The sequence below is a fragment of the Nocardioides marmoriginsengisoli genome (assembly GCF_003725695.1).
Classification (GTDB): domain Bacteria; phylum Actinomycetota; class Actinomycetes; order Propionibacteriales; family Nocardioidaceae; genus Marmoricola; species Marmoricola marmoriginsengisoli.
In genome coordinates this window covers 56,939-72,324 of record NZ_RJSE01000007.1, presented here as the reverse complement: position 1 = coordinate 72,324, position 15,386 = coordinate 56,939, and the positions used below count along the sequence as shown (strand labels likewise).

Genomic DNA, 15,386 nt, shown 5'->3' with positions numbered 1-15,386 from the left:
TTCTAGGTGCTGACGGTGCGGCGCGCGGCGACCCGGAGCTCGCCGGCACGACGCCGATGCCACGAGCCGCGACCGAGCACGGCGTCGAGGACGAAGGCACGGCGCAGGTAGAGGTGCGGGTCCGCCTCCATCGTGATGCCCATCCCGCCGTGCACCTGGATGCAGCGCTCGGCGGCGAAGACCGCGGCCTTGCCCGCGGCGGCCTTCGCGGCATGCACCTGTGCTGCCGCCTCGGGACGGCCGAGCTCGACGGCCCAGGCGGCGTACAGGGTCAGGTCCCAGGCGGCCTTGCGCATCGTCGCGGCCTCGGCGAGCTGGAACGCGACCGCCTGGAAGGAGCCGATCACCCGGCCGAACTGCTCGCGGGTCCGGGCGTAGCCGGCGGCCAGCTCGATCGCTCCCTGGGCAACGCCGCACAGCTCGGCGGCCGCGACCAGGGTGGCCCGCTGGACGCCGGAGCCGGCCGGGGCGACCTGCTCGGGTTGGGTCAGGGTGACGTCGGAGAGCGGCACCGACGGGTCGAAGGAGACCCGCGGCGCGATCCCGGCCGGGTCGGCGATCCAGACACCGTCCGCGCTGAGGCCGACGAGCGCGTCGGCCTGGGCGGCGTACCGGACGAGGGTGCGGATCAGCAGGTCGTTCGGCACCCGGTCGCCCCACCCGGAGTGAGCCGGTACGTCGACCGCGGGGGTCAGCACCCGGCGCCCCTCAAGCACCTCGTCGGGCAGCGTGCCGACGCCTGCGGCGAGCTGGACGGCGGCGGCGTGCGCCGGGAACCGGCTCGGTACCAGGTGCTCGCCGAGCGCCTCGACGGCGACGAGCAGGTCGATCAGCGACGACCCGACCCCGCCGGCCGACTCGGGGACGCCGAGCAGGCCGAAGTCACGGAGCAGGACGGCGTCGCACGCCGGCGCGGTCCAGGGTGCCGTGAGCGTGGCGCGGGACCCGACGTCCTCGCCCTCGGCGAGGGCCCGGACGGTCTTCTCGATGTCCAGCTGGTCCTGGGTGAAGGTGGCTCGCATGCCGCTCCTCGATCAACGCGAGCGGGGCAGGCTGAGCACCCGCTCCGCGAGAATGGACTTCTGGACTTCCTCGGTGCCGCCCTCGATGGTGTGGGCGCGGGCACGGAGGTAACGGCGCATCCGGGCGCCGGCACCGTCGCCGTCGAGGAGCACTCCGCCGGCCTCGTCGAGCTGGACCGCGAGCCGGTTGGCGTTCTGCACCACACCGGCCCACAGGCCCTTGAGCGCCGAGGTCTCCGGTCCGGGGACACCGCCCGCCTGGCTCTCACCGAGCATCCGCATCGAGCCGATCCGGACCGCCTCGGCGTCGCACTGGAGCGCGCCGACGGTGTCGAGGAAGGCGGTGTCGTCGGCCAGGCCGCGCTCGAGGGCCACGTCGATGATCCGGTCGACGGCCTCGCGGGCCCAGACCCACAGGTTCAGCGCCATGCTGCCGCGCTCGAACGCCAGGGTGGTCAGCGCGACCTTCCAGCCGTTGCCGAGACCGCCGAGGACGTCCTCGTCCGGGACGAAGACGTCGTCGAGGAACATCTCGTTGAACTCGGTGTCGCCGTTGATCATCGTCAGCGGCTGCACCGTGAACTTGTCCATCGGTGCCAGGAAGTAGGTGATCCCGGCGTGCTTGGAGGCGTCGCCGTCGGTGCGCGCGAGCAGCAGGCACTTCGAGGCGTTGTGCGCGTTCGAGGTCCAGATCTTCGACCCGTTGATCAGCCAGCCGCCGTCGACCTTGGTCGCCGAGGTGCGCAGGCTGGCCAGGTCGGAACCCGAGCCCGGTTCGCTGAAGCCCTGGCACCAGTAGGTCTCGCCGCGGAGGATGCCGGGCAGGTAGCGGGCCTGCTGCTCGGCGGTGCCGTGGGCGATGATCGTCGGCCCGGCCAGCATCATCCCGACGCCGTTGAGCGGGTACGGCGCCCCGCGGACCGCCGCCTCCTCGTTGAAGATCGCCTGGGCGAGCGAGTCCATCCCGCGGCCGCCGTGCTCGGCGGGCCAGGAGAGTCCGGCCCAGTTCGCCGCGCAGAGCCGGTCCTGCCAGATCCGGGACCAGTCCTCGCGCTGGTCCTGGGTCAGGTCCTCCTGGTCGGGGACGTCCCGCAGGGCGTCGTCGAGCCACTGGCCCGCCTCGCGGCGGAACGCCAGGTCGGCCTCGCTGTCATCGAAGTCCATGTGCGCCTTCCTCGAAGAGTGCCCTGCTCACGCCGAGACCGTCTCGGTGCCGGCGAGCCGGGCCTTGTAGAGCTTGCCGTTGGGGTCGCGCGGCAGTTCGCGGTGCACGACGTAGGTCCGCGGGAGCTTGGGCTTGGCGAGCCGCTCCGCCAGGTACGCGCGCAGCCCCTCGATCGCGAGGTCGCGCTCGGGAGCGGACTCGGTGAGCACGACGTGCGCCAGCGGCACCTCGCCGTACTCGGGGTCCGGCATCCCGACGACGCCCGCGTCGGCCACCCAGTCGTGACCGATCAGGACGCCCTCGATCTCGGAGGGGTAGACGTTGACGCCGCCGACCAGGATCAGCTCGGACGCCCGGCCGGTGATGTAGAGGAACCCGTCCTCGTCGACGTGGCCCAGGTCCCACACGGTCATCAGACCGCCGCGGCGGGAGCCCTCGGTCTTGGCGGCGTCGTTGTGGTACTCGACCTTGTCCTCGCCCATCCGCATGTAGACGATCCCGGTCTCGCCGGCCGGCACCTCGTTGCCCTCGGCGTCGAGGATCTTCAGGGTCGAGACCGAGAGCGGGAGGCCGACCGTGCCCGGCCGCGCCAGCCACTCGTGCGGGCGGGCGATGGTGGTGCCGACCTCGGTCGCGCCGTAGTACTCGTAGATGACCGGACCGAACCAGTCGAGCATCTGCTGCTTGATCTCGGTCGAGCACGGTGCCGCACCGTGGATGACGTACTTGAGGGTGGAGAGGTCGTAGGCGGTGCGCTCGGCGACCGGCAGCTGGAGCAACCGGTAGAAGTGCGTCGGCACCATGCTCGATCCGGTGACGCCGCACTCCTGCACCCGGGCGAGGAAGCCCTCCGGGTTCCACCCGTCCATCAGGACCAGGGTGCCGCCGGCGTGCAGGGCTCCGGCCGCGGGTGCGATGTTCGCCGAGTGGTAGAGCGGGGCCGAGACCAGCCAGGCGCCGAACGCCTCCCGGGTCATCCCGAACTCGCTGAAGAGCCAGACGTAGGCCTGCGCGCCGTTGTCGGCATCGAGGCCGCTGAGCGGTCGCTTCACGCCCTTGGGGCGGCCGGTGGTGCCGGAGGTGTACATCATCAAGGACCCGGCGCGGGTCTCCTCGAGGTCCGTCTCCGGCATCCCCGCGGTGAGCGCGGTGAGCGGCTGCGCCGTCGTACCGGGGCCGTCGACGTAGACCTGGACGCCGTCGCCGGCCGCGGCCGCGACGGTCGCCTCCGCGCGCGGCGAGCAGACGGCCACCTTGGCGCCGCTGTCGGCCAGGATGTAGGCGATCTCCGGCTCGGTGAGGTGGTAGTTCACCGTGACCAGATAGAGGCCGGACTGCATCGCGGCCAGGTAGAGCGCGACCATCCCGACGCTGTTGGTCATCACGCAGGCGACAGTGTCCCCCTCTACCAGTCCGCAGCGAGTGCGCAGGCCGTGGGAGATCCGGTTGACCTCGGCGAAGAGCTCGCCGTAGGTGAGCTGCTGGTTGTCGGCGGCGACGATCGCGCACAGGTCCGGATCGGACGCGGCCCAGAGCCGGAAGCCGGTCTGCTCCTCGCTCATACCACTCCTTGCATTAGATTCCGACCATTCGGTATGTTGTTGGAAACCATAGACGGGATCTCCAAACATGTCCACACCTGTCAGCGAGGATCACGCCAGCAGCTTCCGGGCACGCGAGGTCTCCGCACCGACCGCGGTCATCGACGGCGTCTGGGCTGTTCCGGTCCCCCTGCACGGCAGCCCGTTGCACTCGATCATCGTCTACCTGATCGAGACCACCGAGGGCCTGATCCTGATCGACGCAGGCTACGAGCACCCGAGCTGCTGGGAGTCCTTCCAGGCGTCGGTCACCGCGATCGGTCGCGACGTGGCGGAGATCCGGTGGGTGCTGCTCACCCACAACCACCCCGACCACGTGGGCTTCGCCGAACGGGTCCGGGAGCTGTCCGGCGCGAAGGTGGCGATGGGGCGGGCCGACGACTTCGCCTCCCAGGAGAGCCGGCGCGGCGGGTTCCTGGCCCAGCTGCGGAACGCGCTCGCGCTGACCGGGGCGCCGGCGGACGTGGTCGAGACGATGTACGCCGAGGCGATCAAGGTCGCCCACCACACGGAGTCGCTCGAGCTGGACGTCGTGCTCGACGCCGACACCGACATCACCCTGGGCGGGGTGACGGTCCGGGCGATGCACGCACCCGGGCACACCTACGGGCACACCGTGTACGTCGACTCCCGCGGCCTGGTCTTCACCGGCGACACGATGATGGCCGAGGGCCCGACCCAGCTGGCGATCCCGAGCCTCCCGGAGGACAACCCGGCCGCGGACCTGTTCGCGACCCTGGACCGGATCCGGGACCTCGCTGCCGAGATCGCCTGCCCCGCGCACCAGTTCGCCTACCGCGACGTGGCCGCTCGCGCCGAGGAGCTGAAGGCGTTCCACCTCGACGAGGTGGCCGCGGTCCGCGCCCTGATGAGCGCGGGGTCGACCGCCTGGGAGGTCGCACCGCTGCTGCCGCGGGCCAAGCCCTGGGACGAGCTCGGGAACGGCACCAAGCGGTTCGCGCTGGTGCACACCCTGGCGCTGATGCGTGGGGTGGAGTAGGCGCGGCTACCGCGAAGACACGCCCAGATCGTCGACGACGAGGACGATCTTCATCGCCTCACCCGATGCCATCAGGGCGAAGGCGTCCTCGTAGTCGTGGATCGGGATCCGGTGACTGATCACCGGGTCGAGTCGCAACCGACCGCCCAGGAGCATGTTCTCGACCTGGTACCAGGTGTCGAACATCCGGCGACCGAACACGCCGCGGATCGTCGTCCCCTTGAAGACCACCTGGTTCAACAGGTCGATCTCCACCGGCTCCGTGGGTACTCCGAGAAGAGCGGCATTGCCCCCGCTCCGGAGCGACCTCAGCCCCTGCTGGATCGCTCCCGGGTTCCCGCTCATCTCGAGCAGCACGTCGGGGCCGTCGCCGTCCGTGAGGTCGCGTGCCTGTTCCGGCCAGTCGGGGGCGTCGCCCTCGAGGGCGTGATCGGCACCCATCTCCAGCGCCAGAGCGCGACGCCGGGAGCTGATGTCGGTGGCGATGATCGTCCCTGCTCCCGCAGCCCGAGCGATGGCGATCGAGATGGCTCCGATGACCCCGGCCCCGGTCACCAGAACCGTCCGGCCGGCGACTCCCGCTGCCATCACCGTGTGCATCGCGTTGCCGATCGGGTCGAGGATCGCCGCGACGTCGTCGGAGATCTCGTCGTGCACCGGCCAGGCATTGCTCTCCGGCACGATCACGTACTCGGCGAAGCAGCCGTCCACACTCGCGCCGAGGACCTTCACGTTCCGGCACACATGGCTGTCACCGGTCCGGCACGGCTTGCAGTGCCCGCAGGTGAGGTGGCCCTCCCCGCTGACGCGCTGGCCCTCGCGCACCCGGGTGACACCAGGGCCGACGGCAGCGACCCGGCCGACGAACTCGTGCCCGACGGTGACTCCCAACGACACGTGCTCCGCGGTCCAAGGAGCCCAGTCGAAGATGCCCTTGTCCGTGCCGCAGACACCGGCACGGGTCACCGCGACCAGCACCTCCCCGGCCCCGGGCTCGGGGACTGGGGCGTCGTAGGTCGCGGTGAATCCGGTGGTCGGCGCGGTCTTCTGCAAGGCGAGCATGGGGTCAACTCCTGTGATGGGCTTCGAGGTCGGCTGCCTCGGCGAAGGCGCCGATGGCGGCATCGATGTCGGTGCCGGTGTGCGCCGCCGAGATCTGCACGCGGATGCGCGCACTACCCCGCGGGACCACCGGGAAGGCGAACGCGGCGGCGAAGACGCCGCGCTCGCGGAGAGAGGTCGCGACCCGGCGGGCGCGCTCGTCGTCGCCGAGCATGACCGGCACGATCGGACCCGAGCCGTCGAGCAGCTCCCAGCCGGTCTCCTCCATGCCTCGACGGAATCGACCGACGTTGGACCGCAGAGCCTCCAGGCGACTCAGGTCGTCGCGAACGAGCCGGATCGCGGCGAGTGCCGCACCAGCGACCGAGGCGGGCATCGGGCTGGTGAAGATGAAGAAGCGTCCCCGGCTCGTGACCTCGTCGACCACCTCCCTCGGACCCGCCAGGAATCCTCCGAGACCCGCTCCGAGCGCCTTGGAGAAGGTTCCGGTGCGGATCGTCGAGCCGGCCGACTGACGGAGCTCGACCGATCCGCGGCCGGAGTCCCCGACCACGCCCACCGCGTGGGATTCGTCCACCACCAGGTGGGCCCCGATGCTGTCAGCCAGGGGCTGCAGCTCGTCGAGGCGCGCGACCGAACCCTCCATGCTGAACACGCCGTCGGTGACGATCAGCCTGCGACCAGCCTCGGCCGCGTCCGCCGTCACGCCGCGCAGCGACTCGAGGTCGTCGTGCCGGTACACCGCGGTCCGTCCGCGGGCCAGACGACACCCATCGACGATGCTGGCGTGGTTGTACTCGTCGCTGATGATCAAGGCATCGGAGGTGTCCGCGAGGGTCTGCAGCGTTGCGCAGTTCGCGGAGGCGCACGAGTTGAAGAGGAGGACCGACTCGGAATCGAGGTAGTCGGCCAGCTCCTCGGCGAGCTCCCGGTGCACGCGTGTGAGCGCGATGCTGGGATTCAGCCCGATCCCGGCGCCGTACGCGTCGAGGGCATGGTGCGCTCCCGCCACCACCTTCTCGTCACCGGCAAGACCGAGGTAGTCGTTCGACGACAGCATGATCATCTCGCGGCCGTCCAGGTCCACGCGACCGGAGAGCCGGCCCTCGGCCGTCGGCCAGTACGGCGCACTCGTCATTCGTGCTCCTCCCTTCGATGTCGTTGGTGCACGGGTCACCCCATGACGCTGAAGCTGCTGTCCTGGTTGAACTTTCGCTTCCGGCTGTAGTGGGCCAGGTCGATCGTGTGCCCGGTCCGAGGCAGCGTCAGCTGGACCGGGTCGGTGTCGTGGTCCCGGCCTTGTCGGCTCGCGGCGATGATCGAGGCGAGCAGGTCGCCCACGATCGGCGCGTTCTTGAACTGGTTCCCGCTGGTGCCGATCGCGACGAAGTACCCGCTGAGCGAGGTCTTGTCGTAGATCGGGATCCAGTCGTCGGAGACGTCGTACACGCCGCCGATGCCACGGGGAGCATTCGGGACCGCAAGGCTCGGGAGTCGACGGGCCGTGCGAATGACCTGCGCGTCGAAGACCCCCTGGGTCGGCTTGTGGTTGTACTCATCCGGGTCGTCGAGCCACTCCATCGGATCGCAGGCGGGCTCAGTGCCGCCGATGAGCAGGTCGCCGTTGGGGGTGCCCCGGAAGTACGTGCCCAGGTCGAGATCGCCGACCAGTGGAACCAGGTGGTTCGAGCCGAACCCGGGAGGCGCCGGCACCTGGTGAACCTCCTGCCGCATCGGGCGGGTACCGACGTTGAAGTCGTCGATCACCCCGGCGAGCGCGTTGACGACCGCCGAGTGCGGACCGGCGGCGTTGACGACCACACTCACCGGGACGGTCGGCTCGTCCTTGATCTGGACGCCCGTGATGGCGCCGTCCTCACGTCGGATCGCCGTGACCGGCGCGTTGAACCGGAACTCCGCGCCGTGGCGACGCGCAGCGCTCATCAGGTTGTGGGCAGCCAGCGCAGGATCATCGACGAACCCGTTGTCGGGGACCCAGTACCCGCCGACCTCACCCTGCGGGTCGTCCCAGAACTCCGGGTCGCCGATCTGCTTCGGCGGGTAGTACCGGCTGGGGTCGAGGACCGGCAGTCGTGACCTGATGTCGGCGGCGTCCCACCTCTCGTAGGGGATTCCGGCCCGGTCGAACAGGGCGAGCACGCGCTCGGAGTCCTGGTCCGGAGAGTCCAGCACGACGCCACCGGTCTTGATGAACCGAGCCATCCCCGCCTCGTCGACGCCGCCGAGGTGATTCGTCCAGTCGTCCCACAGGACGAAGGACTCCCAGGCCGTCGCGACGCCTTCCCAGGTGGAGTAGTTGAACCGGATGTTGGCCGAGGAGGCGCTCGTGGATCCGTTGCCCGCTGCGCCTCCTCGGTCGTAGACGCAGACCCGGTAGCCGTCACGAGCCAGCGCGTAGGCGATCGAGCAGCCGATGACCCCGGCTCCAATGATGGCGGCGTCGTACCCATTTTGTTGCATGACAATTCCTCAGGGCGTTGAGTTCGGATCGGCTCAGGAGCCGAGTAGGTGATGAGCGGAGCGCGAGGCTCCGGTCGGATCGACTACGGGGTGACAGGCCCCGCCAGCGCCGGATCCATTCCGTTGTCCTCCAGCGCCTTGGCGACGGCTCCGTTGTCGACCAGCGTCTTGATGTCGTCGTTGACGACGGAGATCAACGCGGTCTTGTCCTTCGGAAGAGCCATCACCACGTTGTTCTGGCTCGCCGAGGCAGCGATTTCCGGCGAGGCCTGGAAGCCGGTCACCTTCAGGCTGGAATCCTGCGCGGCTCGATAGCCGGCCTCGGCGCTGGTGAGCACCGCTGCGTCGACCCGGCCGTTCTTGACGTCCGTGAGCAGGCTCGCGGAGTCCTGGTAGAGCTTGACGTTGCCGGACCCCAGCGCCTTCTGGAAGTCCTCGTTCCACAGGTAGCCCTGGATCACGCCTATCGTCTTCCCACGGAGCTCGTCCAGGGTCCCGCCGAGGCTGTCCTTCGACAGCAACGCCATCCCGTCGCGGTACACCGGCGCGCTCAGACCCAAGGTCTGGGCGCGGTCCTCGGTGTAGTAGATCCCGCCGATCACGATGTCGGCGCGTCCGGCCTGGATGCTCGCGAGTCCTGCCGCCGCGGCGACCGACTTCTCCTTGATCTCCAGGCACTCGAGCTTGGCGATCTCCTTCACCAGGGTTCCCTCGACTCCGCCGTAGGTCGAGCCCTCCTTGGTCGTGTACGGCGGCGTGACGTACACGAGCACGTTCAGCTCGCCCTTCTCGAGGGTCTGGACGTCCGGGTGAGCGGGCGTGCAGCCTGCGGGCGGGGACGAGCTGCTGGGGTCGTCGTCGGAGCTACCGCAGCTGCTGAGCGATGCTGCGGCGAGCGTGCCGACCACGGCAGTGACAAGGGTGCGACTCAACTTCATCGTTCTCTCCGTTCTCAAGGGGCGTGCGTGACTTCGGTGGTCCGGGCCAGTCCTTCTCCGGGTGGCTCGACGTCGGTGACGGAAGCGGTACGACCTGGCCATCGAGCGCGCATCAGCGCGACGGCGGACAGCGAGATCGCGGCGTACACCAGGCCGGCGAGCACCAGCGTCGAGGTGAACTGGTACGTGATCGACGCCTGGCTGTAGGCACGGCTCAGCAGCTCAGGCACCGAGACGGCGAAGGCGAGTGAGGTGCCCTGGTACAGGAGGATGCAGAAGCCGATCAGCGGCGGGATCACGACGCGAATCGCCTGCGGAAGCACCACCAGGCGCAGTTCCTGGCCGTGGCTGAGCCCCAGGGCCTGGCAGGCCTCACGGTGCCCGACCGGGATCGAGTTGATCCCGGCCCGGAAGATGTCCGCGGTGTAGGCGGCGGTGGTGAACCCCAGGGCTATCGCCGCGCACACGAAGCTGCTCCAGGTGAGATCCAGCTGCGGTAGTCCGTAGTAGACGAAGTAGAGGACGACCAGCGCAGGCGCCCCGCGCCCGATCTCCACGAGCAGGATCGCCGGCCAGCGGACAGTACGCCGGCGCGCCGTCATCGCCAGCGCCAGGAGCAGGCCCAGCGGCAGACCCCCGGCAAGGCTCACCCCGGTCAGCCGCAGGGTGACCTTCAACCCGTCGAGGTAGTCCGGTAGGTAGTCCTGCCACTCGTTCAACGTCGACATGTCAGGCCCCCACCAGGCGACGCGACAGCACCCGGTCAGCCCCACGGGCCACGACGGCGAACGGGATGCCGAGCGCGATGTAGAGCAAGCCTGCGACGGTGAAGTTCCCCAGGCCGTTCAGGTCCTGCTGCGTCAGCTGGACGGCCTGGAAGGTGATGTCCGTGGCACCGATCACGGAGGCGATGGCGCTGTCCTTGAGCAGCGCGATCGCGAAGGTCGCCATCGGCGGGATCACCACGATCAGCGCCTGCGGGAGGATCACGCGGACGTAGGCCTGGGTACGCGGAAGCGCAAGCGCTCGCGTCGCTTCCCACTGCCCGGCAGGCACGGCGTCCAGGCCCGCTCGGTAGGCCTCGGACAGGTGCGCCGCGTAGATGAGCCCCAAGCCGATGACGGCCGCTTGGAAGGTCGTCAGCTGGAGGTTGTCGGTGCTCCCCAGCGAGAAGTAGATGAGGAAGAGCCACACGATGGGCGGAACCGCGCGCAGCACCTCGACGACGACCACGGCCGGCAGGCGCACCAACCAGTGGCCGGATCGACGCAGGACCGCCAGCGGGAGTCCGAGGACCGCGGCAACGGCGAAGGCGGCGAGGGTGATCCCGATCGTCTGCGCGACGCCGTCCGCGAGGGTGCTGAGAATCGTGCCCACCGCTAACGGCCCCTGACCGCGTTGAGAAAGCGCTGGGTTCGCGGATGCTGCGGATCACGCATCAGCTTTCCGGCGGAGTTCTCCTCGACGACGTGGCCGTCAGCCATGAACACCACGCGATCGGCGACGTCCTCCGCGAAGTGCATCTCGTGGGTGACGACGACCATCGTCATTCCCTCTCCCGCGAGCGTGCGCATCGTGGCGAGGACCTCGGCACCGAGCTCGGGATCAAGGGCCGACGTCGGCTCGTCGAAGAGCATCACCTTGGGTTCCATAGCCAGGGCCCGGGCGATCGCGATCCGTTGCTGCTGCCCGCCCGAGCACTTGCCCGGCTTCGCGTCGGCCCGCTCGGCGAGTCCGACGTGGGTCAGCTGCCTCATCGCACGCTCGCGAGCCTGCTCCCTGGGCAGTCCCAGGGTGTGCTCCGGCGCGAGCATGACGTTCTGCAACGCGGTCAGGTGCGGGAAGAGGTTGAACGACTGGAAGACCATGCCCACGTCGCGGCGCAGGGCATCAAGCGTGCGGCGGGATCCGCCCACCTCGACCCCTTCGAGCAGGATCCGTCCCTTGCTCGGCGGCTCGAGGAAGTTGATGGCGCGCAGCAGGCTGCTCTTGCCCGCGCCGCTCGGGCCGATCAGGGCGACGACCTCGCCGGCGGCCACGTCCAGGGACACGTCGTGAACGACTTCCTGGTGCCGGTAGGCGACGCAGACGCCGTCGAGAGTGAGGAGCGGCTTCGATTCAGGGGTCATGTCGTCACTCTTCACCCGTGCCACCGGCGCAACACCCGGTTGGTTGCCTCGATGCGGTCGTTCCGACACTTCATTCGCCCTACTTCCGTGGCCTGACTGGTGACCAAGTATGGAAGCGGGCGCGGACCCATTGCTATGTACAGATACCTGTTGTTCCGTCGATCTATATCTACATTTGTCGACCGTCTGAGGCGAGCGGGACTCCTGCCCCGGTCAGCCTGGCGAGCTTGAGTGCCAGATGAAGCGTGAGCCGGTCGCCACCGTCGTCGAGGTCGAGACCGGTGACCGCTTCTATCCGGGCGAGTCGCTGGTACAGCGTTGCTCGGTGGACGTGCAGCGCCTCGGCGGATCGCTGGATGCTCCCGGCGAGGTCCAGGTACGTCTCAGCGGTCGACGCGAGCACGTCACCGTTCTTGCTCGCCGCCAACCGCCCGAGAGGAGACGACTCCGCGCCGGGCGCGATCTCCTCCGGGTCGAGCTTCGCTAACAGCGCGTAGACCCCCAGCGAGTCCCAGGTCACCAGGTCTCCCATGGCCGGCAGGAACCGCGCCGCGCGCACCGCGACCAAAGCCTCCTGGTAGGCGCGATGGGCATCCTTCAAGTGGGCCCACTGCCGTCCGATGCCGGTGATCGTGCCCACGCCCAGTCGATCTGCCACGGCGGCCGACAGTCGACGTGTCACCGCGATCGGATGGTCCGGGTCCTCGTGCGTGTGGGCGACCAGCACGACGAGCTCCTGCGGTCGGGGCAGGCACAGGACCGCGGGGTCAGTGCTCATGCTGGTGGCGCGCTGCGCGACGGTCAGGAACGCGGAGTCGCCACTCTGCTCGGACGGCGCCGCAGGACGAACGACACCCACGCTGACCTTCGCGTGCGGCGGAACGAGCTCCTCGTCGAGTGCCTCGAGCTCGGCAGCGCCCCGGGTCGGCTCGTCAGCAGAGATCAGGTCGCGCACCAGGGAGCTGCACCGAGTCTGCTTGCGCTGCAGGAACAGCTCGCGGCGGTACAGCATCATGCCGGCCTGGTCGGCGACGATCGCGGTGTCCCGCAGTTCGTCGTCGCCGACGAGGCCGTCGTCGATGAGCCAGAGGTACCCCAGCAGTACGCCGGCGCAACGCACCGGCGCGCAGATCCGGGGTTTGGCTCCCAGGTCCGCCGGCGGCGCGATGCGACCAGGACCGTCGAGGTCCGCGATGCCCAGGGACAGGACCGTCGCCTGGAGATCCGGGGCAACCCCGCGGCCGAGCACCGACTGCACGCGCACCGTGTCCTCGTCGCCGAAGTGACGGCTCGCCGCGATCAGGCTCAGCGACGGGTCGTCCAGCGCCACCGACCGCTGCAGGCGCTCAGCAAACGAATCGATGAGCTCCTGGAGGTTCTCCGATTTCGAGAGGGACTCGACACCCGACGGCATCCGCTGAGCGTACTCGCGCCGGCAGAACGGATCCTTGCTTCCTACCCGTTGCCGATGACGGCCAGGTCGAGGTCACCGATCGCGATCGTGTAGGTGCCGGCGACGGCCTTCGCCGGGGTGAAGGCGCGGATGCCTGCGGCGAAGGTGAGCCACGACGGCAGCACGGCCTCGCCGTCCTCGGTGGCCGACCCGTCCGCCGGCCCGCGCCGGTGAAGTCGGTGATGTGCGCTAGGCCGACCCGGTCTCCTGGAGCCGCCTCGAGATCGGCCCCAGCAGCTCGATCAGCCGCTCGAGCTCGTTCTCGGCAAGGCTGGCGTACGGCGCCTCGGCGAGGGCGTCGGTCAGCGTCTCGACCCGGTCCTTCGCCGCCCGGCCGGCGTCGGTGAACCGCCCGCCGGCGTCGACCAGGCCACGGTCCCGCAGCCCGCTCATCAGCGCGGCCAGGTCGGCGGCGGGCAGGTGGTGGATCCGGCCGAACGACTCCGCCGGGTGGATGCCCAGGTCCAGCGCGCTCAGCACGTGCGCTTCGAGCCCGCCGATCCCCTCGGAGACCAGCGCGACGATGTGGCCGTCACCGCGGTGCTCGCGGAGCATGTTGCCCGCGTGCCACAGGCGGGCCACCGGCTCGTCGGGCATCGGGAGGGCGCGGAGGGCGGCGTACATGACGCGTCCCTCCGTCGGCGCGCTGATCGAAGCCTGGGCGAGCAGGTCCGCCGCGGCGGCCAGTCCCGATGTCCCGACGAGGTCGCCGAGGATCCGGCGGAGCGCCGCGACGCAGCCCTGCTGGCGCGCGGCGTGCGCCGCCTCGGGTGTGGTCGTCTCCCAGACCTTGGGGACGTGGCGAGCCGCCTCCCCGTCGGCGAAGTTGTAGAACGCGGCGTGCACCACCTCGGCCGGCACCCGTCCGAGCGGAGCGGACCGGCCCGCGAAGTAGCCGTCCCAGTAGTTGGTGAAGCCGAGCGCCGCCATTTCCTCGTTGGGCTCGTCCGCGGCGAAGTTCACCATCGGGATCGGCTCGACGAGCTCGTACAGACGGCGTGCGACGGGTTGCTGCATCGTGGTGGTCTCCTGTCGTGACGGCGCCCCTCCGGGCAGCCTCTCACCGGTACGACGAACAGCAGGGTCTCGAAACGACACCCGTCGCGCGACTCCTCGATCGCGCCTCGGCCCGAAATTCGGATGACACACTTGCACCATCCCCGACAGGTACAGGGCATGGAACCCATGACATCGTCGTTGCCGGAGCGTGATCAACGCTTCCGGGACGTCTACGACGCGGCCTACGCCGACCTGCTCCGTTTCGTACGGAGACGGGTGCACCCCTCCCACGCCGAGGACGTTGTCGGCGAGGTGATGCTGGTCGCCTGGCGCCGCCTCGACGACGTACCGACGGACCTGTCGGCCGCGCGTGCCTGGCTCTTCGGCGTGGCGCGCAAGACCCTCCAGAACGCCCGGCGCCGCGAGGACCGGCACGAGGCCGTCGCGGTCAGGCTAGCCGAGGTCCGACCCGCGGATCCCGGCCACCACCCCGATCTGGTCGCAGGTCGCGTCGACCTCGCCACGGCGTGGCCGCAGCTGAGCGCGACCGACCAGGAAGCGATCGCGCTCTCCGTCCTGGACGGGCTCAGCGCGCCCGAGGCGGCGACCGTGCTGGGCATCTCCGCTACCGCCTTCCGCCTGCGGCTGTCCCGGGCCCGGCGCACCCTGCGTCGCCTGGTCGACGCCACCACCGACGAATCCCTGCTCGGCAACCCGGCCCCCGGAAGGAGCCCCCGATGAGAACCCGCACCGACGACACCGTGATCACCGCTGCCCTGCGCCAGCTCGACCCGGCACCGTCGACCGATCTGACCGCCGAGGAACGCGCTCGTGCCGACGCGACCTTCGCCCGCATCGTGGCGACGCCCGGCGACGGAGCCGCCGCGGCGGAGCAGGTTCGGCCGCGGCGGCGACGACTGCTGGTGATCGCGGGCCTGGCAGGTGCCGCCGGCATCGCCGTCCCCGGACTCCTGCTCAACGGCAGCGCGTACGGATCGTGGACGCCGAAGCCCGAACCGCTCACGAGCGAAGCGGCGGCCGCGGCCGCCACCACCTGTCGCAGCGCCCTCGAGCTCCCGGCGAACGGCGAGCGCATCGCGGTGGCCGAGCGACGCGGCGCGTGGACCTACGTCCTGCTCACGGGTGCCGGGACCGAGGCCGTCTGCCTGATGCCCGACGGCCTCACCGCCCGGGAGGCGACGACCGCGGACGGCTTCTTCGGCAGCTACGACACCGACGCAGCCGCGCCGCCGACCCTCGCCCCCGACCGCATCCAGGAGACCAGCAGCATGGAAGGCAGCACCGAGGAGGGCTGGTTCACCTGGGCCGAGGGCTACGTGGGCAGCGACGTCACCGGCGTCACCGTGCACACGTCCTCGGGTCGCGACATCGAGGCCTCGGTCTCCGGCAACCGGTTCGCTGCCTGGTGGCCGTCGCGCAAGCAGAGCTCGGACCATCCGGCTGAGACGTGGTCCTACACCGTGCACCTCGCCGACGGGAGCACCCGCAGCGCGAGCTGACCCCGGGGTGCGTGCC

At 70.0% G+C, this 15,386-nt stretch carries 16 protein-coding genes; 3 read left to right on the top strand and 13 right to left on the bottom strand.

Annotated features, from left to right (window positions below; all coding sequences use genetic code 11):
- Positions 1-2: 2 nt before the first annotated feature.
- The 3 genes from EFK50_RS09025 to EFK50_RS09015 are packed head-to-tail and all read right to left on the bottom strand — an operon-like array spanning position 3 to position 3,749.
- Positions 3-1,022 (bottom strand): acyl-CoA dehydrogenase family protein, encoded by a 1,020-nt coding sequence (locus tag EFK50_RS09025; protein ID WP_123227256.1) that lies wholly within the window; start codon positions 1,020-1,022, stop codon positions 3-5.
- A 12-nt stretch (positions 1,023-1,034) separates the two neighbouring features.
- A complete protein-coding gene (locus tag EFK50_RS09020) occupies positions 1,035-2,186 on the bottom strand; it encodes an acyl-CoA dehydrogenase family protein (RefSeq protein WP_123227255.1) in 1,152 nt (383 codons plus the stop codon).
- A 27-nt stretch (positions 2,187-2,213) separates the two neighbouring features.
- Positions 2,214-3,749 carry an AMP-binding protein gene (locus EFK50_RS09015; protein WP_123227254.1) on the bottom strand — a complete coding sequence of 512 codons (1,536 nt, stop codon included), beginning with the start codon at positions 3,747-3,749 and terminating at the stop codon, positions 2,214-2,216.
- A 67-nt stretch (positions 3,750-3,816) separates the two neighbouring features.
- Here EFK50_RS09015 and EFK50_RS09010 point away from each other — a divergent pair, with 67 nt between their 5' ends.
- A complete protein-coding gene (locus tag EFK50_RS09010) occupies positions 3,817-4,788 on the top strand; it encodes an MBL fold metallo-hydrolase (protein ID WP_123227253.1) in 972 nt (323 codons plus the stop codon).
- A gap of 6 nt (positions 4,789-4,794) precedes the next feature.
- Here EFK50_RS09010 and tdh read toward each other — a convergent pair whose 3' ends face one another.
- The 10 genes from tdh to EFK50_RS08965 all read right to left on the bottom strand — a co-directional run bounded on the left by tdh (position 4,795) and on the right by EFK50_RS08965 (position 13,868).
- Positions 4,795-5,850: an L-threonine 3-dehydrogenase gene (gene tdh / locus EFK50_RS09005; RefSeq protein WP_183407744.1), complete on the bottom strand. Its 1,056-nt coding sequence runs from the start codon at positions 5,848-5,850 to the stop codon at positions 4,795-4,797.
- Between the two features lie 4 nt (positions 5,851-5,854).
- Positions 5,855-6,988, bottom strand: coding sequence for an aminotransferase class I/II-fold pyridoxal phosphate-dependent enzyme (locus EFK50_RS09000; protein ID WP_123227251.1), 1,134 nt, complete (start codon positions 6,986-6,988; stop codon positions 5,855-5,857).
- 35 nt (positions 6,989-7,023) lie between these two features.
- Positions 7,024-8,331, bottom strand: a complete 1,308-nt coding sequence (locus EFK50_RS08995; RefSeq protein ID WP_123227250.1) for an NAD(P)/FAD-dependent oxidoreductase — start codon at positions 8,329-8,331, stop codon at positions 7,024-7,026.
- Positions 8,332-8,414: 83 nt separating this feature from the next.
- Complete coding sequence (locus EFK50_RS08990) at positions 8,415-9,269, bottom strand: substrate-binding periplasmic protein (RefSeq protein WP_183407743.1); 855 nt, start codon at positions 9,267-9,269, stop codon at positions 8,415-8,417.
- A 14-nt stretch (positions 9,270-9,283) separates the two neighbouring features.
- Complete coding sequence (locus tag EFK50_RS08985; protein WP_123227248.1) at positions 9,284-9,997, bottom strand: amino acid ABC transporter permease; 714 nt, start codon at positions 9,995-9,997, stop codon at positions 9,284-9,286.
- A gap of 1 nt (position 9,998) precedes the next feature.
- On the bottom strand, positions 9,999-10,646 hold the full coding sequence (locus tag EFK50_RS08980) for an amino acid ABC transporter permease (RefSeq protein WP_123227247.1): 648 nt from the start codon (positions 10,644-10,646) through the stop codon (positions 9,999-10,001).
- A gap of 2 nt (positions 10,647-10,648) precedes the next feature.
- Positions 10,649-11,398 carry an amino acid ABC transporter ATP-binding protein gene (locus tag EFK50_RS08975; protein WP_123228593.1) on the bottom strand — a complete coding sequence of 250 codons (750 nt, stop codon included), beginning with the start codon at positions 11,396-11,398 and terminating at the stop codon, positions 10,649-10,651.
- A gap of 169 nt (positions 11,399-11,567) precedes the next feature.
- Positions 11,568-12,812 carry a PucR family transcriptional regulator gene (locus EFK50_RS08970; RefSeq protein ID WP_123227246.1) on the bottom strand — a complete coding sequence of 415 codons (1,245 nt, stop codon included), beginning with the start codon at positions 12,810-12,812 and terminating at the stop codon, positions 11,568-11,570.
- Positions 12,813-12,853: 41 nt separating this feature from the next.
- Entirely contained in the window at positions 12,854-12,976 is a 123-nt protein-coding gene (locus EFK50_RS22805; protein ID WP_281274011.1) for a hypothetical protein, read from the bottom strand.
- A gap of 64 nt (positions 12,977-13,040) precedes the next feature.
- On the bottom strand, positions 13,041-13,868 hold the full coding sequence (locus tag EFK50_RS08965; protein WP_123227245.1) for an SCO6745 family protein: 828 nt from the start codon (positions 13,866-13,868) through the stop codon (positions 13,041-13,043).
- Positions 13,869-14,027: 159 nt separating this feature from the next.
- Between EFK50_RS08965 and EFK50_RS08960 the strand changes: the two genes are divergently transcribed.
- Together EFK50_RS08960 and EFK50_RS08955 are read left to right on the top strand one after the other, a co-directional pair.
- Positions 14,028-14,591, top strand: coding sequence for an RNA polymerase sigma factor (locus EFK50_RS08960; RefSeq protein WP_246004101.1), 564 nt, complete (start codon positions 14,028-14,030; stop codon positions 14,589-14,591).
- Entirely contained in the window at positions 14,588-15,370 is a 783-nt protein-coding gene (locus EFK50_RS08955; protein ID WP_123227243.1) for a hypothetical protein, read from the top strand. The genes EFK50_RS08960 and EFK50_RS08955 overlap by 4 nt, the downstream gene beginning before the upstream one ends.
- Positions 15,371-15,386 lie beyond the last annotated feature (16 nt).

What these genes read in the sequence shown, in the direction of transcription:
- EFK50_RS08990 (WP_183407743.1), bottom strand. Translation starts at nt 9,269, where the DNA reads ATGAAGTTGAGTCGCACCCTTGTCACTGCCGTGGTCGGCACGCTCGCC.
- EFK50_RS09010 (WP_123227253.1), top strand. Translation starts at nt 3,817, where the DNA reads ATGTCCACACCTGTCAGCGAGGATCACGCCAGCAGCTTCCGGGCACGC.
- EFK50_RS08995 (WP_123227250.1), bottom strand. Translation starts at nt 8,331, where the DNA reads ATGCAACAAAATGGGTACGACGCCGCCATCATTGGAGCCGGGGTCATC.
- EFK50_RS08985 (WP_123227248.1), bottom strand. Translation starts at nt 9,997, where the DNA reads ATGTCGACGTTGAACGAGTGGCAGGACTACCTACCGGACTACCTCGAC.
- EFK50_RS09020 (WP_123227255.1), bottom strand. Translation starts at nt 2,186, where the DNA reads ATGGACTTCGATGACAGCGAGGCCGACCTGGCGTTCCGCCGCGAGGCG.
- EFK50_RS08960 (WP_246004101.1), top strand. Translation starts at nt 14,028, where the DNA reads ATGGAACCCATGACATCGTCGTTGCCGGAGCGTGATCAACGCTTCCGG.
- EFK50_RS08955 (WP_123227243.1), top strand. Translation starts at nt 14,588, where the DNA reads ATGAGAACCCGCACCGACGACACCGTGATCACCGCTGCCCTGCGCCAG.
- EFK50_RS09000 (WP_123227251.1), bottom strand. Translation starts at nt 6,988, where the DNA reads ATGACGAGTGCGCCGTACTGGCCGACGGCCGAGGGCCGGCTCTCCGGT.
- EFK50_RS09015 (WP_123227254.1), bottom strand. Translation starts at nt 3,749, where the DNA reads ATGAGCGAGGAGCAGACCGGCTTCCGGCTCTGGGCCGCGTCCGATCCG.
- EFK50_RS08965 (WP_123227245.1), bottom strand. Translation starts at nt 13,868, where the DNA reads ATGCAGCAACCCGTCGCACGCCGTCTGTACGAGCTCGTCGAGCCGATC.
- EFK50_RS08970 (WP_123227246.1), bottom strand. Translation starts at nt 12,812, where the DNA reads ATGCCGTCGGGTGTCGAGTCCCTCTCGAAATCGGAGAACCTCCAGGAG.
- EFK50_RS09025 (WP_123227256.1), bottom strand. Translation starts at nt 1,022, where the DNA reads ATGCGAGCCACCTTCACCCAGGACCAGCTGGACATCGAGAAGACCGTC.
- EFK50_RS08975 (WP_123228593.1), bottom strand. Translation starts at nt 11,398, where the DNA reads ATGACCCCTGAATCGAAGCCGCTCCTCACTCTCGACGGCGTCTGCGTC.
- tdh (WP_183407744.1), bottom strand. Translation starts at nt 5,850, where the DNA reads ATGCTCGCCTTGCAGAAGACCGCGCCGACCACCGGATTCACCGCGACC.